This is a genomic window from Pseudomonas sp. FSL W5-0203 (assembly GCF_001896155.1).
Classification (GTDB): domain Bacteria; phylum Pseudomonadota; class Gammaproteobacteria; order Pseudomonadales; family Pseudomonadaceae; genus Aquipseudomonas; species Aquipseudomonas paracarnis.
Genome location: NZ_MPOR01000018.1, coordinates 30,880 through 55,089 on the forward strand (window position 1 = coordinate 30,880; position 24,210 = coordinate 55,089).

Annotated in this window: 21 protein-coding genes; 13 read left to right on the forward strand and 8 right to left on the reverse strand. The window is 61.6% G+C overall.

What is annotated here, in order from left to right; genetic code table 11:
- Positions 1–20: 20 nt before the first annotated feature.
- Positions 21–671, reverse strand: coding sequence for a GNAT family N-acetyltransferase (locus tag BOP96_RS16870; protein WP_014718948.1), 651 nt, complete (start codon positions 669–671; stop codon positions 21–23).
- Positions 672–837: 166 nt separating this feature from the next.
- Between BOP96_RS16870 and xthA the strand changes: the two genes are divergently transcribed.
- Positions 838–1,650 (forward strand): exodeoxyribonuclease III, encoded by an 813-nt coding sequence (gene xthA / locus BOP96_RS16875; protein ID WP_073453412.1) that lies wholly within the window; start codon positions 838–840, stop codon positions 1,648–1,650.
- A 197-nt stretch (positions 1,651–1,847) separates the two neighbouring features.
- Complete coding sequence (locus BOP96_RS16880) at positions 1,848–3,179, forward strand: substrate-binding domain-containing protein (RefSeq protein ID WP_073453414.1); 1,332 nt, start codon at positions 1,848–1,850, stop codon at positions 3,177–3,179.
- Between the two features lie 129 nt (positions 3,180–3,308).
- Here the strand turns inward: BOP96_RS16880 and BOP96_RS16885 are convergent, their stop codons facing one another.
- Positions 3,309–4,538: an acyl-CoA dehydrogenase gene (locus BOP96_RS16885; RefSeq protein WP_014718951.1), complete on the reverse strand. Its 1,230-nt coding sequence runs from the start codon at positions 4,536–4,538 to the stop codon at positions 3,309–3,311.
- A 151-nt stretch (positions 4,539–4,689) separates the two neighbouring features.
- Between BOP96_RS16885 and BOP96_RS16890 the strand changes: the two genes are divergently transcribed.
- The 3 genes from BOP96_RS16890 to BOP96_RS16900 are packed head-to-tail and all read left to right on the forward strand — an operon-like array spanning position 4,690 to position 6,984.
- Positions 4,690–5,619, forward strand: a complete 930-nt coding sequence (locus BOP96_RS16890) for a LysR family transcriptional regulator (RefSeq protein ID WP_073453416.1) — start codon at positions 4,690–4,692, stop codon at positions 5,617–5,619.
- Between the two features lie 53 nt (positions 5,620–5,672).
- Positions 5,673–6,065 (forward strand): MerR family transcriptional regulator, encoded by a 393-nt coding sequence (locus BOP96_RS16895; RefSeq protein ID WP_003192195.1) that lies wholly within the window; start codon positions 5,673–5,675, stop codon positions 6,063–6,065.
- 16 nt (positions 6,066–6,081) lie between these two features.
- Positions 6,082–6,984, forward strand: coding sequence for a hydroxymethylglutaryl-CoA lyase (locus BOP96_RS16900; protein ID WP_014718953.1), 903 nt, complete (start codon positions 6,082–6,084; stop codon positions 6,982–6,984).
- A gap of 638 nt (positions 6,985–7,622) precedes the next feature.
- Here BOP96_RS16900 and BOP96_RS16905 read toward each other — a convergent pair.
- On the reverse strand, positions 7,623–9,254 hold the full coding sequence (locus BOP96_RS16905) for an AMP-binding protein (protein ID WP_019819446.1): 1,632 nt from the start codon (positions 9,252–9,254) through the stop codon (positions 7,623–7,625).
- Between the two features lie 150 nt (positions 9,255–9,404).
- Between BOP96_RS16905 and BOP96_RS16910 the strand changes: the two genes are divergently transcribed.
- The 4 genes from BOP96_RS16910 (at position 9,405) to BOP96_RS16925 (ending at position 15,050) form a co-directional block, all read left to right on the forward strand.
- On the forward strand, positions 9,405–10,568 hold the full coding sequence (locus tag BOP96_RS16910) for an isovaleryl-CoA dehydrogenase (RefSeq protein WP_073453419.1): 1,164 nt from the start codon (positions 9,405–9,407) through the stop codon (positions 10,566–10,568).
- Positions 10,569–10,580: 12 nt separating this feature from the next.
- Positions 10,581–12,188 (forward strand): carboxyl transferase domain-containing protein, encoded by a 1,608-nt coding sequence (locus tag BOP96_RS16915; protein ID WP_014718956.1) that lies wholly within the window; start codon positions 10,581–10,583, stop codon positions 12,186–12,188.
- Between the two features lie 133 nt (positions 12,189–12,321).
- A complete protein-coding gene (locus tag BOP96_RS16920) occupies positions 12,322–13,128 on the forward strand; it encodes a gamma-carboxygeranoyl-CoA hydratase (protein ID WP_014718957.1) in 807 nt (268 codons plus the stop codon).
- Entirely contained in the window at positions 13,125–15,050 is a 1,926-nt protein-coding gene (locus BOP96_RS16925; protein WP_073453421.1) for an acetyl/propionyl/methylcrotonyl-CoA carboxylase subunit alpha, read from the forward strand. Before BOP96_RS16920 ends, BOP96_RS16925 begins: the two co-directional genes overlap by 4 nt.
- On the opposite strand, the gene BOP96_RS16930 is transcribed toward BOP96_RS16925, so the two are convergent.
- Positions 15,047–15,682 (reverse strand): LexA family protein, encoded by a 636-nt coding sequence (locus BOP96_RS16930; RefSeq protein ID WP_073453423.1) that lies wholly within the window; start codon positions 15,680–15,682, stop codon positions 15,047–15,049. The two genes, BOP96_RS16925 and BOP96_RS16930, sit on opposite strands and share 4 nt — an antisense overlap.
- 187 nt (positions 15,683–15,869) lie before the next feature.
- On the opposite strand from BOP96_RS16930, the gene BOP96_RS16935 reads away from it, so the two are divergent.
- Both BOP96_RS16935 and BOP96_RS16940 read left to right on the forward strand, forming a co-directional pair.
- The gene (locus tag BOP96_RS16935) at positions 15,870–16,163 is read left to right on the forward strand and encodes a DUF6124 family protein (protein ID WP_014718960.1); all 294 of its coding nucleotides are present in this window, start codon (positions 15,870–15,872) and stop codon (positions 16,161–16,163) included.
- Between the two features lie 465 nt (positions 16,164–16,628).
- Positions 16,629–17,780 carry a M14 family metallopeptidase gene (locus BOP96_RS16940; protein ID WP_014718961.1) on the forward strand — a complete coding sequence of 384 codons (1,152 nt, stop codon included), beginning with the start codon at positions 16,629–16,631 and terminating at the stop codon, positions 17,778–17,780.
- A gap of 51 nt (positions 17,781–17,831) precedes the next feature.
- Here BOP96_RS16940 and BOP96_RS16945 read toward each other — a convergent pair whose 3' ends face one another.
- Positions 17,832–18,371 carry a cytochrome b gene (locus BOP96_RS16945; RefSeq protein ID WP_003192209.1) on the reverse strand — a complete coding sequence of 180 codons (540 nt, stop codon included), beginning with the start codon at positions 18,369–18,371 and terminating at the stop codon, positions 17,832–17,834.
- On the reverse strand, positions 18,368–19,450 hold the full coding sequence (locus tag BOP96_RS16950; protein WP_073453425.1) for a catalase family peroxidase: 1,083 nt from the start codon (positions 19,448–19,450) through the stop codon (positions 18,368–18,370). Before BOP96_RS16950 ends, BOP96_RS16945 begins: the two co-directional genes overlap by 4 nt.
- Positions 19,451–19,617: 167 nt before the next feature.
- Between BOP96_RS16950 and BOP96_RS16955 the strand changes: the two genes are divergently transcribed.
- The gene (locus BOP96_RS16955) at positions 19,618–20,124 is read left to right on the forward strand and encodes a sigma-70 family RNA polymerase sigma factor (protein ID WP_073453426.1); all 507 of its coding nucleotides are present in this window, start codon (positions 19,618–19,620) and stop codon (positions 20,122–20,124) included.
- On the forward strand, positions 20,121–20,858 hold the full coding sequence (locus BOP96_RS16960; protein WP_014718964.1) for an anti-sigma factor family protein: 738 nt from the start codon (positions 20,121–20,123) through the stop codon (positions 20,856–20,858). The genes BOP96_RS16955 and BOP96_RS16960 overlap by 4 nt, the downstream gene beginning before the upstream one ends.
- Here BOP96_RS16960 and BOP96_RS16965 read toward each other — a convergent pair.
- A complete protein-coding gene (locus BOP96_RS16965) occupies positions 20,855–21,775 on the reverse strand; it encodes a Csu type fimbrial protein (RefSeq protein ID WP_014718965.1) in 921 nt (306 codons plus the stop codon). The two genes, BOP96_RS16960 and BOP96_RS16965, sit on opposite strands and share 4 nt — an antisense overlap.
- A gap of 77 nt (positions 21,776–21,852) precedes the next feature.
- Complete coding sequence (locus tag BOP96_RS16970; protein WP_073453445.1) at positions 21,853–24,201, reverse strand: fimbria/pilus outer membrane usher protein; 2,349 nt, start codon at positions 24,199–24,201, stop codon at positions 21,853–21,855.
- Between the last annotated feature and the right edge of the window lie 9 nt (positions 24,202–24,210).

Sequence of the window (24,210 nt, forward strand, 5' to 3'; positions counted from 1 at the left end):
TTAGTCTGAATAATTCTGTTCTAAGCCGTTGCAGGATGTAACGCCTGGGGATTGGGATGGTAAAACACATGCTCGCGCACCGGCCCTACGGCGACTTCGCCGATTTCCTCATAGCCCTGGCGCTTGTAGAAATCCAGGTAACGGGAGTTGCCGGTGTCGAGCACCACGCCGGATGAATGCGGGTCGTCGGCACACCAATTGTGTACCGCTTCCAGCAACTGCTCACCATGGTGCTTGCCCTGAAACTGCGGGTGAATGCCCAGCAACGGCAGCACATGCACAGACTCGTTGGGCAGGCACGCCATGACGGCATGATGGTATTCCAGGTAACGCCGCGTACCGCGCACGCCCGTGCTCAGCCACATGCGGATTTGCCAGGCCCAGCTTTCGGTGATGCCCAGGCGCCGTTGCGGCGGTGCAATCAGGGCGATGCCGATCAGCCGGTCGTTGACGAACAGGCCGATGGCCGGAAGTTTCTGGAAGAAATGCTGCTTGACCAGTTCGCGCACAGTGGCACGTACTCGCTGCTCATAGCCCGGCCGCTCGGCTTCGAAAATATAGGCGAAGGTCGGCTCATGGCGATACGCCTGGTACAGCAGGGATCGCGCTTCCCGGGAGTAGCCGCTATTGAGCAGGCGGATTTCGGCAGTGGCCGTCGAAGTGTCTGGCATAACAATCAATCTCCCTGGGCGCCACTCAAACATGGCGTTCTTATGGGTACGAACCTGCACAGCTCCAGTCGTTCCCACCTTAGCAGCGCATTCACCCTACCGCCACGCTGGCCCCCGTCCGACTTGTCGGCTAGCATCGCCCTTTTGCCAGACTGGACTGCCGACCATGAAAATCGTCTCCTTCAATATCAACGGGCTGCGTGCTCGCCCTCATCAGTTGGCGGCGCTGATTGAAAAGCATCAACCGGACGTGATCGGTTTGCAGGAAACCAAGGTCCACGATGATCAGTTCCCGTTGGCCGAAGTGCAGGCCCTGGGTTATCACGTGTACTACCACGGGCAGAAAGGCCACTACGGCGTGGCCCTGCTCTCGCGCAAAGAAGCGTTGAGCGTGCACAAAGGCTTTGCCAGCGATGAAGAAGACGCCCAGCGTCGGTTTATCTGGGGCACCTTCGCCGATGAAAACGGCCACCCAGTGACCATCATGAACGGCTACTTCCCCCAGGGCGAAAGCCGCGACCACCCAACCAAGTTCCCGGCCAAAAAGCGCTTCTATGCAGACTTGCAGCACTTGCTGGAAACCCAGTTCAGCAATGACCAGGCACTGGTGGTGATGGGCGACGTGAACATTTCCCCAGAGGACTGCGACATCGGCATTGGCGCCGACAACGCCAAGCGCTGGCTGAAAACCGGCAAGTGCAGCTTCCTGCCGGAAGAACGCGAGTGGATGGCACGCTTGAAGAACTGGGGCCTGGTCGACAGCTTCCGCCACCTCAACCCGGACGTGACCGACCGTTTCAGTTGGTTCGATTACCGCAGCCGTGGCTTTGAGGACGAGCCCAAGCGCGGGCTGCGCATCGACGTGATCTTGGCGTCCACCGGGTTGGTGCCACGGGTCAAGGACGCCGGGGTGGATTATGATTTGCGTGGGCTGGAGAAACCGTCGGACCATGCGCCGATCTGGTTGGAACTGAGCTGACAGTTGGCTTGGTGAAGATCTGAATGTGGGAGCGGGCTTGCCCGCGAAGGCGGTGTGTCAGTCACCGCACCTGCTGCTGCACTCACGCTTTCGCAGGCAAGCCAGCTCCCACAGTTGATTTGTGTTGTGTCAGTCATATGACTGCAATCCAACTGACTTAATCTCCCGGCACTCCCTCGGTTTGAGAAGGTGCCGGCATGATGCTGCGCGTTCTGTTCCTGTGTTTTGCAATCGCACTCCCCGCCGTGGCGGCCCCTCTGTCCATTCCCGACCAAGGCCCGGCCCTGTGCATCCAGGGCTCCAACACCATCGGCGCGGCACTCGGCCCGGCGCTGGTCAAAGGCTTGATGGAGTATCAGGGCTTGCAGGATGTGCGTGCTGAACCGGGTGCCGGGGTGAATGAGCAGCGCGTGGTCGGCAAGACACGCCAAGGCCAGACGGTCACGATCGAGGTCGCGGCCCACGGTTCCAGCACCGGCTTTGCGGCGCTGAAAAACAACCGCGCCGACCTCGCCGCAGCGTCCCGCCCGATCAAAGACAGCGAGCTGGTGGACCTCGATCCCCTGGGGGACTTGAAAAGCCCAGGCGCCGAGCATGTGATCGCCATCGATGGCCTGGCAATCATCGTCAACCCGCGTAACTCACTCAGTACCCTGAACACCGAACAATTGGCGCAGATCTTCAACGGCGAGGTCAGCACCTGGGAGGCGCTGGGAGGTACAGGCGGGCCCATTCATTTATATGCCCGGGATGATCAATCCGGCACCTTCGACACCTTCCGCGAACTGGTGCTGAGCCGCCGCGGCCAACCGCTTGCACCCTCGGCCAAGCGCTTTGAATCCAGCGAACAGCTGTCCGATGCGGTGAGCCAGGACCCCCAGGGCATCGGTTTTATCGGCCTGCCCTCTGTGCGCCAGGCCAAGGCGGTGGCGATTGTCGACGGCGACTCGCAACCGATGTTGCCGCTGACCAGCCTGATCGCCACCGAGGATTACCCGCTGTCACGTCGGCTGTTCTTCTACTTGCCGCCCTCTTCCCGCAACCCATGGGCCAAGGCGTTGGTGGAGTTTTCCCAAGGCAGCAAGGGCCAGGCGATTGTGGCTGCCAATGGCTTCATCGCCCAGCAGGTGCAAGCGATCGGTGTCGCGCCGCGCCCGCCGATGCCCGACGATTACCAGGCCATCGCCCGAGACGCTCAGCGCCTGACGGTGAATTTTCGCTTCGACGAGGGCAGCGCCAGCCTCGACAATAAAGCGCGCCAGGATGTGCAGCGGGTGGTCGCCTATATCAGAAGCCACGGCAAGCTGAATAAACAGGTGACGCTGGTGGGGTTTGGCGATACCAAGAATGATCCGCAACGTGCGGCGCTGCTATCGAAGTTGCGGGCGATGGCAGTGCGCCGAGAGCTGGTCAAGAGCGGCGTGGTGCTCAAGGATATTCGCGGGTTTGGCGCGCAGATGCCGGTGGCGGCCAATACTGCGGATGAAGGCCGGATCAAGAATCGGCGAGTGGAGGTTTGGGTGTACTGAGGACCGTTCCCACGCTCCGCGTGGGAATGCCGCTCTGGACGCTCCGCGTCCGCTCTTGAGAGGGTGACGCAGAGCGTCACGGGAGGCGTTCCCACGCAGAGCGTGGGAACGCTCATCGGCGACGCGGTGTTACTGCCCGCCGCGCATCAATTCCCGCGGCACATATTTGCCAATCTCGAACTTGCCAATCGCCGCACGGTGCACTTCGTCCGGGCCGTCGGCCAGGCGCAGGGTGCGTTGCATGGCGTACATATAGGCCAGCGGAAAATCATTGGACACCCCGGCGCCGCCGTGCATCTGGATCGCGCGGTCGATGACCTTCAAGGCCACATTCGGCGCCACCACCTTGATCTGGGCGATTTCGCTTTTCGCCACTTTGTTACCCACGGTGTCCATCATGTACGCCGCTTTCAAGGTCAACAGGCGCGCCATGTCAATTTCCATGCGTGAGTCGGCGATCTTGTCGATATTGCCGCCCAATCGCGCCAAGGGCTTGCCGAATGCGGTGCGGCTGACCGAGCGTTTGCACATCAATTCCAATGCCCGTTCGGCCATGCCGACCGAACGCATGCAGTGGTGGATACGGCCAGGGCCAAGGCGGCCCTGGGCGATCTCGAAGCCACGGCCTTCGCCCAGCAACACGTTTTCATAAGGCACGCGCACATTGTCGAACAGCACTTCGGCATGGCCGTGGGGCGCATCGTCGTAACCGAATACCGGCAGCGGCCGCAGGATTTTCACACCTGGGGTATCGACCGGCACCAGGATCATCGAGTGCTGCTGGTGACGCGGTGCATCGGGGTTGCTCAGGCCCATGAAGATCAGGATCTTGCAGCGCGGGTCGCAGGCGCCGGAGGTCCACCACTTCTTGCCGTTGATCACCCACTCGTCGCCCTGGCGTTCGGCGCGGGCGGCCATGTTGGTGGCGTCCGAGGACGCCACGTCCGGTTCGGTCATGGCAAAAGCCGAGCGAATCTCGCCGCGCAGCAAGGGTTCGAGCCAACGCTGCTTCTGTTCTTCGTTGGCGTAGCGCACCAGCACTTCCATATTGCCGGTGTCGGGAGCGGAGCAGTTGAATGGCTCCGGGCCCAGCAACGAGCGGCCCATGATTTCCGCCAAGGGTGCGTATTCCAGGTTGCTCAGGCCGGCGCCCAGTTCGGATTCCGGCAGGAACAGGTTCCACAAGCCCTCGGCCTTCGCCTTGGCCTTGAGCTCTTCCATGATTGCCGTGGGCTGCCAGCGATCACCTTCGCTGACTTGGCGTTCGAACACCGGTTCGGCTGGGTAGACATAAGCGTCCATGAACGCAGTGACGCGTTCACGCAGTTCCTGAACCTTGGGCGAATAGGCGAAATCCATGAGCAGCTCCCTTCTCTGAGAGGTTGTTTAGGTCATGCATTCGATGCTAGAACAGCGCTCATAATTTACCTAACCTATTCTCGCCGTGTATTAACATTCATCACCGATATATGATCGGCGTATGAGCACCTCACAATAAGAGCGCAACGAAATGAATCTGAGCAAGGTCGATCTCAACCTCTTCATCGTCTTTGATGCGATCTACACCGAAGCCAACCTGACCCGCGCCGGGCAGATCGTCGGTATCACCCAGCCGGCGGTGTCCAACGCCCTGGCACGGTTGCGCGAGACCTTCAACGACCCGCTGTTCGTGCGCACCGCCCAAGGCATGGTGCCCACGCCCATGGCGCAGAATATTATCGGCCCGGTGCGCAATGCGTTGTCGTTGTTGCGCGTGTCGGTGCAGGAAAGCCGCATCTTCAACCCGCAGCAGGCGGCCAAGACCTACCGCATCAGCATGACCGACCTGACCGAGGCCGTGATCCTGCCGCTGCTGTTCCAGCGCCTGCGTCGCCTGGCGCCGACCGTGGTGATCGAGAGTTTCCTGTCCAAACGCCGCGAAACCACCAAGGAACTGGCCGCCGGGCGCCTGGATTTTGCCGTGGATGCGCCGCTCAATACCGACCCGCAGGTGCGTCACGTCAAGCTGATGGAAGACCGCTACGTGTGTGCCATGCGCAAGGGCCACCCGATGGCGGGCAAGGATAAATTCACGCTGGATGATTACCTCTCACTGACTCACATCCATATTTCCAGCCGCCGCAACGGTTTGGGCTATGTGGACCTGGCCTTGGGCAAGATGGGCATTCAGCGCAAGATCGCCCTGCGTTCCCAGCATTACCTGATGGCCTCCCAGGTGCTGCAACAGACCGACATGGTGATGACCGTGCCCGAGCGTTTCGCTCGCCGTCATGAACTGCACTGGTTCCATTTGCCGGTCAACAACTTGCCGCCGGTGGAAACCCATTTGTACTGGCACGAAAGCACCGACCAGGACCCGGCGAACCGCTGGATGCGTGAACAGATGATCGAGTTGTGCCAGCAGGTGACGGCCCAGGAAAAGAAAGCCCAGCAGCCTTGACGTTTACGTCAACCTGCAATTAGCTTAGCGCCAAGACTTCCTTGAGCACCGCCATGAGCACCACCTACAGCATCTCCGACCTCGCCCGCGAGCTTGACATCACCACCCGCGCCATTCGTTTCTATGAAGAACAAGGCCTCCTGGCCCCCGAACGTCGGGGCCAGGAGCGCATTTACTCGGCGCGGGACAAGGTCAGCCTCAAGCTGATCCTGCGTGGCAAGCGCATCGGCTTCTCCCTGGCCGAATGCCGCGAACTGATCGAACTCTACGACCCCACCGGCGGCAACCAGATCCAACTCAACAGCATGCTGGCCAAGATCGCCGAACGCCGTGAACAGCTGGAACAACAACTGCTGGATATCGAACAGATGAAGCTGGAACTGGACACCGCTGAAGAGCGTTGCACCCAGGCCCTGGCGCAGACCATCAGCCAAGCCGGCCATTGAACAGAAGGTAACTGCCATGTCCCTCCCCTCCCACGTACGCCTGGTTGAAGTCGGCCCGCGCGACGGTTTGCAGAACGAAGCCCAGCCCATCAGCGTGGCGGATAAAGTCCGATTGGTAGACGCGTTGAGCGCCGCTGGCTTGAGCTATATCGAAGTCGGTAGTTTTGTCTCGCCCAAATGGGTGCCGCAAATGGCAGGTTCAGCCGAAGTGTTTGCGCAGATCCAGCGCAAGCCCGGCGTGACCTATGGCGCACTGGCACCGAACCTGCGTGGGTTCGAGGATGCGCTGGCGGCCGGGGTCAAGGAAGTCGCGGTGTTTGCGGCGGCGTCCGAGGCGTTCTCGCAGCGCAATATCAATTGTTCCATCAGCGAAAGCCTGGAGCGCTTCGCACCGATCATGGCCGCCGCCAAGCAGCACGGCGTCAGCGTGCGCGGTTATGTGTCCTGTGTGCTGGGTTGCCCCTATGAAGGCGAGATCGCCCCGGAGCAAGTGGCGGCCGTCGCCCGCGAGCTGTATGCCATGGGCTGCTATGAAGTGTCCCTGGGCGACACCATCGGTACCGGCACGGCGGGCGCTACCCGGCGCCTGTTCGAAGTGGTCGGCGCCCAAGTGCCACGGGACAAGCTGGCCGGGCATTTCCATGACACCTACGGGCAGGCCATCGCTAACATCTACGCCAGCCTGCTGGAAGGCATCACGGTGTTCGACAGCTCAATCGCAGGCCTGGGCGGCTGCCCTTACGCCAAAGGCGCCAGCGGTAACGTCGCCACCGAGGACGTGCTGTACCTGCTCAACGGCCTGGGCATCGACACGGGCATCGACCTGGAACGCTTGATTGGCGCCGGCCAGCAGATCAGCCAGGTGCTGGGACGGCCTACGGGTTCCCGCGTGGCGAAGGTGCGTAACGCAGGTGAGTAGCACAGCTGTGAGAATGTGTTACCGCTTCCCGGCATAACGGGTAACGCGGGAACAAAATCCGCCGTGCAAACTGAAAGAAAATACTGACAAAAAACCAACTCGTTGATTTTAAAGGCTTTTAAAAAGTTGGCACGCCTTCTGCTATCTCTATGGCATAACAAGAATAAAAAGCGCCAAACCTAATAAAAATAAGACGAAACGACTCTGACATAACAAAAACAACACGGCAGAGACGCAGCTAACAGATTTTTTTGGAGAAGATGTGCTTCCCAGGGTACGGCATGCCGAAACCCGCAACCGGATAGAGAAAAATAAAACTACCTCAGGTAGCTACCCACTGGTTGGATCGTTTACGAAGAAGCAGGTCAGCGTTCAAAAAAATACGTTTGCTCTTGACCCCGGATGGGGGTCGCCAAAAAAAGCGGTACGGGCCACGGCTACCAAAAACAACAACAGGCCGCCCCTCAATAATAAGAAAAGAGCACGCAACGACAAATTAAAGGGGACCTTCGGGTCCCCTTTGTGCTTTCTGGGTTTCACTATTTGGGTGGCACAGCAGGTTCGCGGGGTATCAGGTAGATGTGGGCCGGCAGTCAGGCCGCCATCGCAGGCAAGCCAGCTCCCAGGGTTTGACGTTGTCAGCGCGCTTGCAGCTCCTGGATGGAAATCTCGCGCATCCGAAATTTCTGAATCTTGCCCGTCACCGTCATCGGAAACTCATCCACGATCTTGAAATACCTGGGCGTCTTGAAATGGGCGATGCGGTCCTTGCACCAGCTCAACAACTCCAACTCATTGGCCACCTGACCGGGATGGAACTTGATCCAGGCAACAATCTCTTCGCCATAACGCTCATCCGGGATGCCAACGATCTGCACGTCCGCCACCGCCGGGTGAGTAAAGAAAAACTCTTCCAGCTCCCGCGGGTAAACGTTCTCCCCCCCACGAATGATCATGTCCTTGTTACGCCCGGCAATGCACACGTAACCCTCCTCATCCATGGTCGCCAGGTCACCGGTGTGCATCCAGCCGGCATCGTCGATGGCCTCACGGGTGCCTTCAGGGTTGTTCCAGTAACCCAGCATCACGCTGTAGCCCCGGGTGCACAGTTCACCGATCACGCCACGGGCCACGGTGTTACCGGCCTCGTCGACAATCTTGGTTTCCAGTTGCGGTTGGGTGCGGCCCACCGTGGTGACACGCCGTTCGATATCGTCATCTGCGCCGGTCTGCAGCGACACCGGGCTGGTTTCAGTCATGCCATAGGCAATCTGCACCTCTGCCATGTGCAGCTCATGAATGACCCGACGCATCACCTCGATCGGGCATGTGGCCCCGGCCATGATCCCGGTGCGCAGGCTGGACACCTCGAACTCGGCCCGGCGTGGGTGATCGAGCAGCGCGATAAACATGGTCGGCACGCCATATAAGCCGGTGGCTTGTTCTTCGGCGACGGCGCTCAGCGTCAGCAACGGGTCGAAGCCGTCATTGGGGTAGATCATGGTGGTGCCGTGGGTGATACAACCGAGGTTGCCCATGACCATGCCGAAGCAGTGGTACAGCGGCACTGGGATCACCAGGCGGTCCCCTGCCGTCAGGCCCAGGCTTTCACCGACCATGTAACCGTTATTGAGGATGTTGTGGTGACTGAGGGTGGCGCCCTTGGGGAAGCCGGTGGTGCCGGAGGTGTACTGGATATTCACAGGTTGATCGAAATGCAGGCTGGCCTGACGGCTTTGCAGTTGCTCGGGCGGCACGCCTGCGCCAAGGGCCGCCAACTGCGACCAGGGCATGAATTCAGGCGGCGGGCTGGGGTCCAGGCTGAGAAGGCCGCGCAGCTCGGGCTTCAGCGCCTGGAGCATGGCGTGGTAATCGGAGCTTTTGAACGAGCCGGCGCACACCAGCCATTGACAGCCGGATTGTTTGAGCACGTAGTCCAATTCGCTGCTGCGATAGGCCGGGTTGATATTGACCAGGATCACCCCGAGCTTGGCGCTTGCCACTTGGCAGATCAGCCACTCGGCACAGTTAGGCGCCCAGATACCCAGGCGGTCACCGGTTTGCATACCCAGGGCGAGGAACGCGCGGGCGTGCAGCTCAACCGTCTCGGCCAGCTGCCGCCAGGTGTAGCGCCGCTGCTGGTGGCGCACCACCAAGGCTTCGCCATCTGGATACTGCGCAACGGTGTGATCGAATGCCTGGCCAATGGTCATGGCCAGCAAGGTCTTGTCCTGGGAGCCACGGCTGTAGCTCGGGTGCAGTTGATCCATAACGACCCCTGTTATCTTTTTTGTAGGTTGACGTATACGTAAACTACGATTGACAGCGCCGTAACGCAAGCTTACGTTAACGTAAAGGTGAGCGCCCTCCTCCCGCGCCCCGCCCACACAACAACAAAGCTCACATTAAGGTGCCTGTCCATGAGTTACCCGTCCCTGAACTTCGCCCTCGGCGAGACCATCGACATGCTGCGCGACCAGGTGCAGTCCTTCGTGGCCAAGGAGATCGCACCGCGCGCGGCCCAGATCGACATCGACAACCTGTTCCCCGCCGACCTGTGGCGCAAGTTCGGCGACATGGGCCTGCTGGGCATCACCGTGCCCGAGGAATACGGCGGTGCCGGCCTGGGTTACCTGGCCCATGTGGTGAGCATGGAAGAAATCAGCCGTGGCTCGGCCTCGGTGGCGTTGTCCTACGGGGCGCACTCCAACCTGTGCGTCAACCAGATCAACCGCAACGGCAACCGCGCACAAAAACTCAAGTACCTGCCCAAGCTGATCAGCGGCGAGCACATCGGCGCCCTGGCCATGAGCGAGCCGAATGCCGGTTCCGACGTGGTGTCGATGAAACTGCGCGCCGACAAGCGCGGCGACCATTACGTACTCAATGGCAGCAAGACCTGGATCACCAACGGCCCGGACGCCCATACCTATGTGATCTACGCCAAGACGGACCTGGAAAAAGGCCCCCACGGCATCACCGCCTTCATCGTTGAGCGCGACTGGAAAGGCTTCAGCCGCAGCAATAAATTCGACAAGCTGGGCATGCGCGGCTCCAACACCTGCGAGCTGTTTTTCGACGACGTCGAGGTACCCGAAGAAAACATCCTCGGCGTGCTCAATGGCGGCGTGAAAGTGTTGATGAGCGGCCTGGACTACGAGCGCGTGGTGCTCTCCGGAGGGCCTACCGGGATCATGCAGGCATGCATGGACTTGATCGTGCCCTACATCCACGACCGCAAGCAGTTCGGCCAGAGCATCGGCGAATTCCAGTTGATCCAGGGCAAGGTCGCCGACATGTACACCCAACTCAACGCCAGCCGCGCCTACCTCTACGCGGTGGCCCAGGCGTGCGAGCGTGGCGAGACCACGCGCAAGGACGCCGCGGGCGTGATCCTCTACAGCGCCGAGCGCGCCACGCAAATGGCCCTGGATGCGATCCAGATTCTGGGCGGCAATGGCTATATCAACGAATTCCCCGCCGGGCGCCTGTTGCGTGACGCCAAGCTCTACGAAATTGGTGCGGGCACCAGTGAGATTCGGCGGATGTTGATCGGTCGCGAACTGTTCAACGAAACCCGCTGAAGGAGCACGCCCATGGCCACCCTGCACACCCAGCTCAACCCGCGTTCTGCGGAATTTTCCGCCAACCGCGCGGCGATGCTTGAACAGGTCGACGCCCTGCACAGCCTGCTCGCCCATGTCCATCAAGGTGGCGGCGCCAAGGCCCAGGAACGCCACACCTCACGCGGCAAACTGTTACCCCGCGAGCGTATCAACCGTCTGCTCGACCCGGGTTCGCCGTTTCTTGAGCTCAGCCAACTGGCAGCTCATCAGGTGTATGGCGAAGACGTCCCGGCTGCCGGGGTGATTGCCGGCATCGGCCGGGTGGAAGGCGTCGAATGCATGATCGTGGCCAACGATGCCACTGTCAAAGGCGGCTCCTATTACCCGCTGACCGTCAAAAAGCACCTGCGCGCCCAGACCATCGCCGAGCAGAACCGCCTGCCGTGCATCTACCTGGTGGACTCCGGCGGCGCCAACCTGCCGCGCCAGGACGAGGTGTTCCCCGACCGCGAGCACTTCGGGCGGATCTTCTTCAACCAGGCCAATATGAGCGCCCAGGGCATTCCCCAGATTGCCGTGGTGATGGGCTCGTGCACCGCCGGCGGCGCCTACGTGCCGGCCATGGCCGACGAAACGATCATGGTGCGCCAGCAAGCCACCATCTTCCTCGCCGGCCCGCCGCTGGTGAAGGCCGCCACCGGTGAAGTGGTGAGCGCCGAAGACCTGGGCGGTGCCGATGTGCACTGCAAGGTCTCGGGCGTAGCCGACCACTATGCCGACAGCGATGAACACGCCCTGGCACTGGCACGGCGCAGCGTGGCCAACCTCAATTGGCGCAAGCAGGGTGAGCTGCTGCAACGCCCGCCGGTGGCGCCGCTGTACAGCAGCGAAGAGTTGTACGGCGTGATCCCGGCGGATGCCAAGCAACCCTTTGATGTGCGCGAAGTCATCGCACGGCTGGTGGACGGCTCGGTGTTCGATGAGTTCAAGGCCCTGTTCGGCACGACCCTGGTGTGCGGCTTTGCGCACTTGCATGGCTACCCGATAGCGATCCTGGCCAACAACGGCATCCTCTTCGCCGAAGCCGCGCAAAAAGGCGCGCACTTTATCGAACTGGCCTGCCAGCGCGGGATTCCGCTGCTGTTCCTGCAAAACATCACCGGCTTTATGGTCGGCCAGAAGTACGAAGCCGGCGGCATTGCCAAGCACGGCGCCAAGCTGGTCACCGCCGTGGCGTGCGCCAAAGTGCCGAAATTCACCGTGATCATCGGCGGCAGCTTTGGTGCGGGTAACTATGGGATGTGTGGCCGCGCCTATGACCCGCGCTTTTTGTGGATGTGGCCCAACGCACGCATTGGCGTGATGGGGGCCGAACAGGCCGCCGGGGTGTTGGTGCAGGTCAAGCGCGAACAGGCTGAGCGCGCCGGCAACGGTTTCAGTGCCGAGGAGGAAGACGCGATCAAGCAGCCGATCCTCGACCAGTATGAAACCCAGGGCCACCCCTACTACTCCAGCGCGCGCTTGTGGGATGACGGCGTGATCGACCCGCTGCAGACCCGTGACGTGCTGGCCCTGGCCTTGTCCGCCGCACTGAACGCCCCCATCGAGCCGAGCCGCTTCGGCGTGTTCCGCATGTAGCCTGTAGGAGCGAGCTTGCTCGCGAAGAACCTCAGGGCAACGCGGTCATTCTGAAGCCCCGCGTTATCGTTGACGATCTTCGCGAGCAAGCTCGCTCCTACAGGAGGCCTCTCATTATTTCGGAGCTCCTTGCATGAGCGACTTCAACACCCTCGAACTGATCACTGACCGCCGTGGCTTTGCCACGCTGTGGCTCAGCCGCGAAGCCAAGAACAACGCGTTCAACGCGCAGATGATCCGCGAGCTGATCCTGGCCCTTGACCGCGTACAAGGCGACCCGTCCCTGCGCTTCCTGGTACTGCGCGGGCGTGGCAAGCACTTCAGCGCCGGTGCCGACCTGGCCTGGATGCAGCAATCGGCCGAGTTGGACTACCACACCAACCTGGACGACGCCCGGGAACTGGCAGAGCTGATGTACAACCTGTCCAAGCTGAAAATCCCCACGTTGGCGGTGGTGCAAGGCGCGGCCTACGGGGGCGCGCTGGGCCTGATCAGTTGCTGTGACATGGCCATCGGCGCCGATGATGCGCAGTTCTGCCTGTCGGAAGTGCGTATCGGCCTGGCGCCGGCGGTGATCAGCCCGTTCGTGGTGCAGGCCATCGGCGAACGCGCTGCCCGTCGTTATGCACTGACAGCCGAGCGGTTCGGCGGCCAGCGCGCACGGGAGATCGGCTTGCTGGCGGACAGTTATCCGGCCGAGAGCCTGGATCAACAGGTGGACCTGTGGGTCACCAACCTGCTGCAAAACAGCCCGGCGGCCATGCGTGCCAGTAAGGATTTGCTGCGCGAAGTGGGCAACGGTGCCCTCACCCCCGCATTGCGACGCTATTGCGAAAATGCCATTGCGCGTATTCGGGTGAGCGCCGAGGGCCAGGAAGGTTTGCGCGCGTTTCTGCAAAAGCGTGCGCCAAGTTGGCAAAATCAGGAGCCACGCTCATGAGCACACTCTCCACCGTTCTGGTGGCCAACCGTGGCGAGATCGCCTGCCGGGTCATGCGCACCGCCAAGGCCATGGGGTTGACCACCGTGGCTGTGCACAGCGCCATCGACCGCGATGCCCGCCATAGCCGTGAAGCCGATATCCGCGTCGACCTGGGCGGCAGCAAAGCCACCGACAGTTACCTGCAAATCGACAAGCTGATTGCCGCCGCCCACGCCAGCGGCGCCCAGGCGATTCACCCCGGCTACGGCTTCCTTTCAGAAAACGCCGGCTTCGCCCGAGCCATCGAGGCGGCAGGCTTGATCTTCCTCGGCCCGCCCGCCTCGGCCATCGACGCCATGGGCAGCAAATCCGCGGCCAAGGCCTTGATGGAAACGGCTGGCGTACCCCTTGTGCCGGGTTATCACGGCGAGGCCCAGGACCTGGAGACCTTCCGCGCCGCCTGTGAGCGTATCGGCTACCCGGTGCTGCTCAAGGCCACGGCGGGCGGCGGTGGCAAGGGGATGAAGGTGGTCGAGGACGTCAGCCAACTGGCCGAAGCCCTGGCCTCCGCCCAGCGTGAGGCGCTGTCGTCGTTCGGCAACGGGCAGATGCTGGTGGAGAAATACCTGCTCAAGCCGCGGCATGTCGAGATCCAAGTGTTTGCCGACCAGCAAGGTCATTGCCTGTACCTCAATGAGCGCGACTGCTCGATCCAGCGGCGCCATCAGAAAGTCGTGGAAGAAGCCCCGGCACCCGGCTTGAGTGTCGAGCAGCGCCGGGCCATGGGCGAAGCGGCCGTGCGCGCTGCCCAGGCCATCGGGTATGTCGGCGCAGGTACGGTGGAGTTTTTGCTGGATGCCCGTGGCGAGTTTTTCTTCATGGAGATGAACACGCGGCTGCAAGTCGAGCATCCGGTGACCGAAGCGATTACCGGCCTCGACCTGGTGGCCTGGCAGATCCGGGTGGCCCAAGGTGAGGCGCTACCGATCACGCAAGAACAGGTCGCGTTGAACGGTCATGCAATTGAAGTGCGGCTGTATGCCGAAGACCCGGCCAATGACTTTCTGCCCGCCACCGGGCACCTGGCGCTGTACCGCGAGTCCAGCCAGGGCCCTGGACGCCGCGTGGACAGTGGCGTCGAGCAAGGCGACAGCGTGTCGCCCTTCTACGACCCGATGCTCGGCAAGTTGATTGCCTGGGGTGAAGACCGCGAACAGGCGCGCCTGCGCTTATTGAGCATGCTGGATGAGTTTGCGGTCGGCGGGCTCAAGACCAACCTGGGCTTTTTGCGGCGCATCATCGGGCACCCTGCGTTTGCCGCCGCCGAATTGGACACCGGGTTTATCCCGCGCTATCAGGATGAGCTGTTGCCGACGCCAGGGGCCTTGAGCGATGAGTTCTGGCAGGCGGCGGGCTCGGCGTTTATGCAGAGCTTGCCGGCGGGTGACGGGCCTTGGGCCAATCGCCAGGGCTTTCGTGCGGGCCTGCCTGCCGAGGTGTCGCTGCACCTGAGCTGCAATGGGCAGGATCGGTTGGTGACACTGACCGGGCAACCGTCTCAGTTATGCGGCGAACAGTTGCTGACTGAACATCAGGGCGTGCGCCGTGCTCATCTGGCGGTGCGCAGTGAAGGCAGCCTGTACCTGCGTTGGGACGGCGAGATGCATGCCGTCAGCCTGTTCGACCCGATTGCGGCGGTCGAGGCCAGTCAATCTCATCAGGGCGGCCTCACCGCACCGATGAACGGCAGCATCGTGCGAGTACTTGTGGAGGTGGGCCAAACTGTTGAAGCCGGCGCTCAACTGGTGGTGCTCGAAGCCATGAAGATGGAGCACAGTATCCGGGCGCCCCACGCCGGGGTGGTCAAGGCGCTGTTCTGCCAGGAAGGTGAAATGGTGGCAGAAGGCAGCGCGCTGGTGGAGCTTGAAACGGCAGGCTAGAACTTCGCCGTGGCTTGCACCACCACACCCAGGAGGCGGCAGCCGTCGGTGAGCAGCACCTTGGGGTAAGTGGGGTTGAGCGGCACCAGGTAGTGCTGGCCGCTTTCTTCCTGCAATCGGCGAAAGGTGGCCTGGGGGGTGCCAGCCCATTGGGCCACCACCAGCCTGCCGGGCTCGGGCGCGATGGCCGGGTCAACCAGGATCATCATGCCAGCCGCAATGCTCATGCCCGTGGGGGCGGTCATGGCGTCTCCCGTCACCGGCAGCCAGAATGCCTCGCCTCGGGCGTGGTAATCGGTCAATTCGTAGCGCTCGGTGCTATAAGGCGCACGCTCTTCACGCAGCTCGCAGGCCTGCTTCCAGTCGCTGACCGGGTAGCGGAAATACCGGTTGTAGTGCGCTTCCCGTTCAGGCACTTGCGCGGCCCGTTCACGAATCTCCAGCGCCACCTCCAAATACCCCAACCCCAGTTCGGCCAGCACGCGGTTCATGTCCGCCAGGCTCGGCACGCGGCGTTTATTGAGCCAATGGCCGATGCCGCCCTGGGACATCCCCAGGCGCTGCGCCAGTTCATCCTGCGTGACCTTGCGGTCTTTCATGTTGGCTTTGACCAACGCTATCCAGTTATCCATGGCGCATCACAATACGGCGCCCATTTTTGCGGGCAATAAACAGTTTGTAGTAATCCATAAAACGACAGGAATACGATACGTACTATCATCAAGCCCAAAGATTTCGACACCCACCGGAGTACTGCCGCTTATGACGACCCGCACGCACCCAACGCCCGACACATCCGAACTGACTGAAGTAAACGACATGTGCAACAGTGGCGCGGCCCAGCGCGCACTGGACTACTACTTGAAAGAAAATCGGTCGACGCCGGATTCGGACGGGGCCATGTTCGCGATCAAATCCGATGTCAGCCAGGAGGAAGCCCTGATACACGCCTCGGACCTGTTGCGCAGTGCAGCGGCAACCGCCTACGAGTCGGCGTGCAGCCATCAGGGCAACCAACGCGACCTGGCGTTTTCAGTGGTGTATTTGATCGATATGGCGAAGGCGATGGTGGAGCGGTCGTTGCAAGCGCCCAGAGCGGCGGCAAACGCGTAGCAGGCATGAAAGAAAAATATTTCTATCCCACGGATAAAAACATTTGACTTGCAAATGATAATGATTATTATTGGGCTCAGCTGATCGCAAGATCAGTCGATAGACCAAGAGACCTTAGGTCGGACTCTTGGAATATCTCCTCATCAGGCTAATCACGGTTTTTGACCCGGCTCTTTGGCCGGGTCTTTTTTTTGCCAGTTTTCCTGGCGTGGCTTCAGGCTAATGAAGACTGTGTGTTGCTTGATGCCGCGCATGGTAGCAAAAGACTATCGCCCAACGAAAGTCGTCCGAGTGCTCTAGCGCGTATCTCTGCGAATTAGCGCTTGAGAATCAATCTCATAGACTCTAAGCTGCGGCGGCGTCAGGGATGACGCCCCCTCCCCCTGCAACAATTTTTGCATCCAGGTTTTACCGAACGCCTGTGTAAGATAGCCGCCACATCACTCATATTCAGGCAACCAGACTATGACCGTGGCCTTGACCTCCATCAAGATCAGCACCGACTTCGACAGCGGCAACATCCAGGTCCTGGATGCCAGCGACGCTTATCAGTTGTTGCTGGCAATCAATCCCGACACCCGCAGCGATCACTACCAATGGTTCCACTTCAAGGCCGAAGGCATGCACGTGGGGCACACCCACACCTTTCGCTTGAGCAACGCAGGGCGCTCGTCCTACAAGCATGCCTGGAGCGGTTACAACGCCGTGGCGTCCTATGACCATATCAACTGGTTCCGGGTACCGACGCGCTTTGATGGCGAGATCCTGCACATCACCCTCCAGACCCGGCAAAAGTACGCCTGGTTTGCCTACTTCGAGCCCTACAGCCGTGAACGTCATGACTGGTTGATCGAGCAAGCCCTGAAGTACGCCGGGGTCACCCTGCTAGCCACCGGCAAGAGCGCTGAAGGCCGCGATATCCAACTGCTGCGCCGTGGCAAAGGGATCGAAGGCCGGCGCAAGGTGTGGATCATCGCCCAGCAGCACCCCGGCGAGCACATGGCCGAGTGGTTTATGGAGGGCGTGATTGAGCGCCTGCAAAAGGACGGCGACGACGAACTGAAAAAACTGCTGGCCGTCGCAGACCTGTACCTGGTACCGAACATGAACCCGGATGGCGCCTTCCATGGCCACCTGCGCACCAACGCCATGGGCCAGGACCTTAACCGCGCATGGCAAAGCGCCAGCCAGGAACTCAGCCCGGAAGTCCTGTTCGTCCAGCAACAGATGGAAAAATACGGCGTGGATATGTTCCTCGACATCCACGGCGATGAAGAAATCCCCTACGTGTTCACCGCCGCCTGCGAAGGCAACCCCGGCTACACGCCGCGCATCGAAGCCCTGGAAAAACATTTCCGCAGCCATTTGAGCCACCTGACCCGAGACTTCCAGACCACCCACGGCTACACCCGCGACCTGCCTGGCCAAGCCAACATGACCCTGGCCTGCAACGCGGTGGGGGAAAAGTACGACTGCCTGTCCCTGACCCTGGAAATGCCTTTCAAGGACAACGACGACGCACCCAACCTGCGAACTGGCTGGTCAGGCGATCGTTCGAAACAGTTGGGCAAGGACGTCTTGAGCAGCGTCGCTGATATCGTCGGGCGTTTGCGCTAACCCCTGAGGCGAGCTCTGGTGACGAGCGAGCTTGCTCGCCACCAGAAGCGGTCAATCCTTGCTGCCGGTCATGCTTTGCAAGACACCATCGCGGCGGATCAAACCGTGGAATAACGCGGCTGCCAGATGCACCAGCACGGTGAGAAACAGCAGATAGGCCAAATAACCGTGAGCCTTGCGCAACAACGCAAACAACGGCGCATTCGCCCCCAGCAGCGCGGGCAGTTGCAGGTTACTACTGAGCATCACCGGGTCACCGGCCGCTGAAATCATCGCCCAACCCAGCAGCGGCAACACCAGCATCAACGCGTACAACAGCACATGAGAGGCCTTGGCTGCCAGCCTCTGCCACACCGGCAAATCCGCTGGTAACGGCGGCTGACGGGTGGAAAAACGTACCGCCAGGCGCACGATCACCAGTGCCAGAATCGCAATGCCCAGCGGCTTGTGCAGGTGGATCAGCCACTCATGGCGCTCCGACACCGACGCCGCCAGACCCGCGCCGATAAACAGCATGGCGATGATCATCAACGCCATCAGCCAGTGCAACACGCGCGCCAAGGGCGCAAAGAACCGTGGTTGAGCATTCATGGCTTCGACTCCTGAGGGGCGCTGTGCAACGGGCTGACTTCACCGGCGCGGCGCAGGTACGAACTGGCATACGCGGCCGAACGTGCGGCCAGCAAGGGGTCGTTGGAGGCTTGGATACCACTGGGCAGAATCAACGGGTCAAAGTTGATATCGCGGCAATCACCGTCTGCCTGGGGCTGGCTGCTTTGCAACACCAACGTGCCGGCGTTGAGTACCTTGTGCGCGCCGGTCCAAGTCTTGCTTGCGTCGTCCAGCGGGTCGCCGGGGTTGGCCAGGGTCATGTTCAACTGCCAACGCAAGGGCCCAGCAGCCAGGCGTCGCACCAAATCCTGCTCCAGGAAGTCACTGCCAGCAGGTGCGGTATCACCCGCCGCATCCTGGCTCTGGGGCACCACCTCCCAACGCACGGCCTGGCGCGAACCATCGGCAGCCACCAGGTAAAACGCGTTGATGCCGTTATAGGTTTCAGTCGCATAACTGGCCGATGGCCTGGCGGTCTTGACCCAGGCCAAGAATGGCGCTGTCTCCGGGTGTGCGGCAAAAAAAGCCGGCATGCTCGACGGGTTCGGCTTGCCAGTGGCCGGGTCTGGCGCGCCGGCCTTGAGCAACTGGTAGAACGCCTCGGGCGTGCCCACCGGGAACACCGGCATGCTGTTCATCCCTGTACGCCATTGCTGGCCGTTGGCCTGGCTGAACTGCACGGCGAAACTGCGAATCGGCACACTGCTGTCCGGCGCGTAGGGGTTGCCGCTGGGCAAGGCAAACCGGCCGATGATCGGGGTCTTGGCCTCGCTGAACACCTGGGCGCTGGAATAGGCACGGGCCTCGGTACGGCTCTGGAAATAACCCGCCACGCATACGCCCTTGGCATGGTTACGGCGAAAACCCGGATGCACGCCGTTATTGGTTTCCAGGGCATTGACCAAGGTTTTTGGCCGCAGGCGTTGTGGGTCGAGCGTGCCATTGACGTAGGCAAATGCGCCGGCAACAACCGCAACCACGGCACCGATGCCGGCGAGTCGTGCGATCAGGCTCGCAGTGCTCAAGGGAGGACGGGGTGGTGATGAGTGATCTACCATGCAGGAACTCCAGGGCCAGAGGCCTCAGGCTGAAACATAAGGTCGGAGCATTAAGACGAACGCCGATGGGCTCTATTCCCAGGCCCTGGATTTATTTTGCGGGACGGGGAATAACCTTCAACGCCAAACGTCTCTCTAGTCCCAGCGTAGTGATCAGCCAGACACCCATGCATGAACTCGACGAACAGTTACGCGAACTCATCCCCAGGTTGCGGCGTTTTGCCGTGTCCCTGACGCGCAACAGCAGCAGCGCCGATGACCTGGTGCAATCGACCCTGGAGCGCGCGATCGTCGCCTGGGCCGATAAACGTATCGAGGGCGACCTGCGCGCCTGGCTGTTTTCGATCCTCTACCGGCAGTTCCTCGACGCCCACCGCCGCAACCGCCGCTATGCGCGCATGCTCGAATTCTTCACCGGCCGCGATGACGTGCAACCTTCGGTAGAACGCACGGTGCTGGCCCAATCCACCCTGCAAGCCTTCGACCAACTGAACACCGAACAGCGCGCCCTGTTGCTGTGGGTGTCCGTCGAGGGCTTGAGCTACAAGGAAGTGGCCGAGATCATCAAGGTGCCCATCGGCACCGTAATGTCACGCCTGTCCCGCGCACGCCAAGCGTTGCGTCAGCTCAGCGATGGCGAAATGGCCGGCCCTGCCCTGCGGAGACTCAAATGATCAGCCTGCCCCCCAGCGAACGCGATTTACATGCCTACGTCGATCACCAATTGCCGGACACTGATCGCTGTGTGCTTGAAACCTGGCTGGCCAGCCACCCCGAAGTGGCGGCCCGGGTACAGGCCTGGCAACAAGATGCGCAGTTGCTGCGCGCGTCGTTGAGCGGCGCCCTGCAACAGCCGCACAACCCGGCATTGGACCCGGCGCTGATTCGCCAGCGCATCAAGAAACAGTCCCGTCGGCACTTGGCCACGGCGGCGTTGTTGCTGATCGCCGTGAGCCTCGGCGGGGTTGGCGGTTGGCACGCCCGTGAAGCCACCCAGCCGCCGCTGTTGCCGATGACCGACGCCATGCAGGCCTACCGCCTGTTTGCCCAGGACGGCATCATGCCTGCCGACTACAACGCTCAGGACCCTGGCACCATGCAGGCCTGGCTCGACCGTTATTTCAACCAGGCCCATCGCCTGCCCGACCTGAGCCAAGCCGGTTTCAAGCCGGTCAGCGGGCGCCTGCTCACCACCGACCAAGGCGCGGCAGCCATGGTGCTGTACCAGGACGCGCAAGGCCGGCGCATCAGCTTCTATATCCGCCCGCCGGGCCCGAACAACGGTTTCCTGCCTCGCGGCAGCCGCAGTGCCGATGGCTTGCAGGCCGACTACTGGTCGGGCGGCGGCTACAACTACGCGATGGTCAGCCCGGTGGATCAGGCCGCCGCGTTGCAGACGCCATTCTAGAAACCGACGTCCAGCACTACGTTATCCAGATAGGTGCCAGCTGGTGGCGTGGGCTGGTCGGTGTAGACCTTGGCGTTGTAGTTGTACACCTGGCTGCCATTACCCAAGCCGTTGCCGGGATTGACCTCGGCCGTGGAGCTGGCCCGCCGCGCCGCGCCGACACTGCCCCAACGCGTGGTGCCGGCACTTTTGAAAATGTCATAGGCCAGGTAATTGCCGCCGGAAACCATGCGCCGCCGGCCGCCGACACTCACCGGGTTCTGGCCATCGCTCAAGCCCACGGTATAGGCGCTGCCCTTGGTGCAGGCGATGTTGATGGTCTGCCCGCTCACCGCACTAAACCCACTGACCACCGGCGCGCTGCCGAAGCTGATATTCGGGGCGGTGATCTGGCAATCGTTGGTCACGGTCATGCTGACGGTCAGGGACGCCGTGCCGCTGCCAATGTCACGTCCCAGGCAAATGCCGCCAAGGCCGATCCCCGAGCAATAATTCCACACCCAGGCGATGCTCAATGTCTCGGTGTACACCCCGGCGGCGACGTTGCTGCCAGTGATGCTGCTCAGGTACAACGGCACAGTTTTCGCGCCGGGCCCGGCGATCAGGCCGATGCTCTGGGCGATGCCGCCAGCGCCGCCGAAATCGAATTGGCTGCCACGGGTGATGGGATAGCTGGTGCTGTTGTTGCCATAAATCGTGTAGCTGATCACATCACCGGTCGGCCCGACCATACCGGTCTGGGGCGAGGTGATCGTGGCGTAAAAATGGTCGGTGGACACCAGCAGCGATATCAGCGCCGAGGTGCAACTCAACCCTGAGTTGGCCGTAGAGCTGGTTTGCGCGGCGGTGCGCACCGTCATCGAACTGATCGAACCAAAACTGGCCGGCACGGTGGACACCACCGAACACGCCGCCATGGCCTGCCCGCAAAACAACAAACCCACGCCATACAACCCTACGCTGCCCCTCACCTGAACACTCCCTGTTCAATCCCTCATTGGCACACTAATGGCCCGATCAAGGGCACGTCCTGTTGCTGCTCGTCCATATCGAAGGTTGCCTGGCAGGTGCGGCCCTCTCCCAAAGTGACCTGCAAGGTGTTGTGGGCGCTGAGGTTTTCCAGGTACACCAGGCCATCCCAGCCGACCACCGCCTGGGTGTTGCTTTGCTCGTGCACCACCAGGCTGCCCAGCGGCAACTCCTGATGCTGGCGGTCCACCAGGGTGATGCTTGCAGCGAGCACCCGGCGCAGGGGGAATTCCAGCAGGTAGCCACTGCCTCGGCGCACCGACACGCGCTGTTCCACATTGGGGCTTTGCACATTCGCCGGCAGGTTCAACGGGTCGATCTCGTATTTGCCGCGGTAATAGGCACTGCTCCACGGCACCAGCAAATGGCCGTTGCGGTCGGTCTGGCCCACCAGCTGGTTTTCGTAGCGCACCGGAATCCCGGCAAAGCCCTGGGTGCTCACGACCACAAAGGCGTCATTGATGCGGTTGGCGGCAAAGGTTTCGCCGCCCATCCACACCAGTGAGCCGCTGGCATCGGCCCAGCGCGTCATGGCCTCGCTGCTGCCGTACGCGCCGGCCTGCAACTGCACCGACTGCAAGCGCCAGGTCAGGTCGGCCTGTCGATAGCTGGGGGCATCGCCCTGGGCATAGCCGAGGTTGTAGCCCACCCCGCCTTCGCTGGGCACCGCGCGGCTGTAGTTGATGCGCTGGCGACTGGCGCCGTCCTTGCTGCGCTCGGTACTCAAGGCCAGGCTGCCGTTGAGGTCGAACGGGATGACCAGTTGCGCCTGCATGGCCCAGTTGCTGTCACCGATTTCGCGGTTGGCTGACAGATAAAAGCTGGTGTTACGCCACAACGGTTTGCTCCAGCTCAGGTTGAGCAGGCGCGTGCGCGAGTCGTCCGCCGCCTGCACGTCGAAATAACCCAGGCCCAGGCTGCCGAAACGTTGGAGGTTGAGGCTCAGGGTCACCTGCTCGCTGCGCTTGCTGAGGCTGGCGTAAGGGGTATCGACCAGGGTCAGGTCGGCGTAGTCGTCGCGGCGCTCCACCCGTTGGTACATAAAGCTGTAGCGCGTGCTGTTGTACTGGTAACCGAGGCTCAGTTGCTGGCCCGTGCGGCTGTCGAACTGGCTCTGGCTGAGGGCGGTATTGAGCACGCCGAAGTTGCCCAGGCGCAGGTTGCCGCCGAGCCCACCGAGGGTCAGGTCGCTGGAGGCTTCGGCGTGGCTTTCCAGGGTCAGGTTATCGGAATAGCCGTAGCGGAACGTGCCACTGGCCACGCCCGGCCCGTAGCCGAAGTCCCGCAGGGTGTAGTCACGGCGCAAGGTACCGGCGGCCAGCGAAAAATCCGTCAAGCCTTGTTGCAGCAAGGTGCTGGTGACGTAGAACGGCACCGTGGTCGACACTTGGCGTCCCAGGGCATCGGTGGTGACCACCACGGCCTCGCCGGCACCGTTGATAAACGGGATGTTGGTCAGGGTGTAGGGGCCGGGTTGCAACTGTGCGCTGTCGGATTTATAGCCGTTGATAAACAGATCCACCGACGACGGCACCGCCGCCTCACCGGCAAACTGCGGCAAGGGGTACGTGACCAGGTCGGGGCGCACGGCAAAGTCCCGCGACAGTTGCACCCCGCCCAGGCGCACCGAACTGCTCCAGGGCAGCGCGCCGCTGATCACGTCGCCAGCCTCGTAGGTCAGCAGGCGCTCATCGTCGGAGAAACGCCAGGTGGTGTCGTAACGTCGGTAACCATTGTTGAGGGTACCGCCGCTGACTCCGTCGGACAGGGTCTGGCGCAGTTGCCCGGTGTTGGACAAGGTGCCCCAGGTGTCGAACAGCCGCACTTCGTTCCACGCCGCGAGGTAACTGCCGCCGTCGTCGGTGTCATTGAAATACACGTCATAGTTGAGCAAGGCGCCGAAGCTGCTCATGGCCTGGGTACGCGGATAGGTATTGCGGTTGCCGATGAACTGTTCCTGCAGCCAGGAAGGCGGCACATCCAGCAGCAGGCGCTGGCCGTTGCTGTCGTAGTCGCTGTGCAGGCCCGGCACCTGGTCCAGGGCCACACTGCCGACGGGCTCACCGGGCAGTTTCATGCCCACGTCCTGCAACGCGCTGGCCGGCACAAACAGCTGGCCGGCGCGCTGCTCGACCGCGATAACGCGGCCGGTGTCCATCTGGTTGACCACCAGTTCCAGAAACAGCTGTGCATCGGCAACTGCCTCCATGCTGCCGGGCGGCGGCGGCAAGTCGCCCGCCATCGCTGCGCCCCACAGCCCGCTTGCCACTGCCACCGACGGCCATAAAACCCGAGCCCAACCACGACTCACCATGGCGTTGTG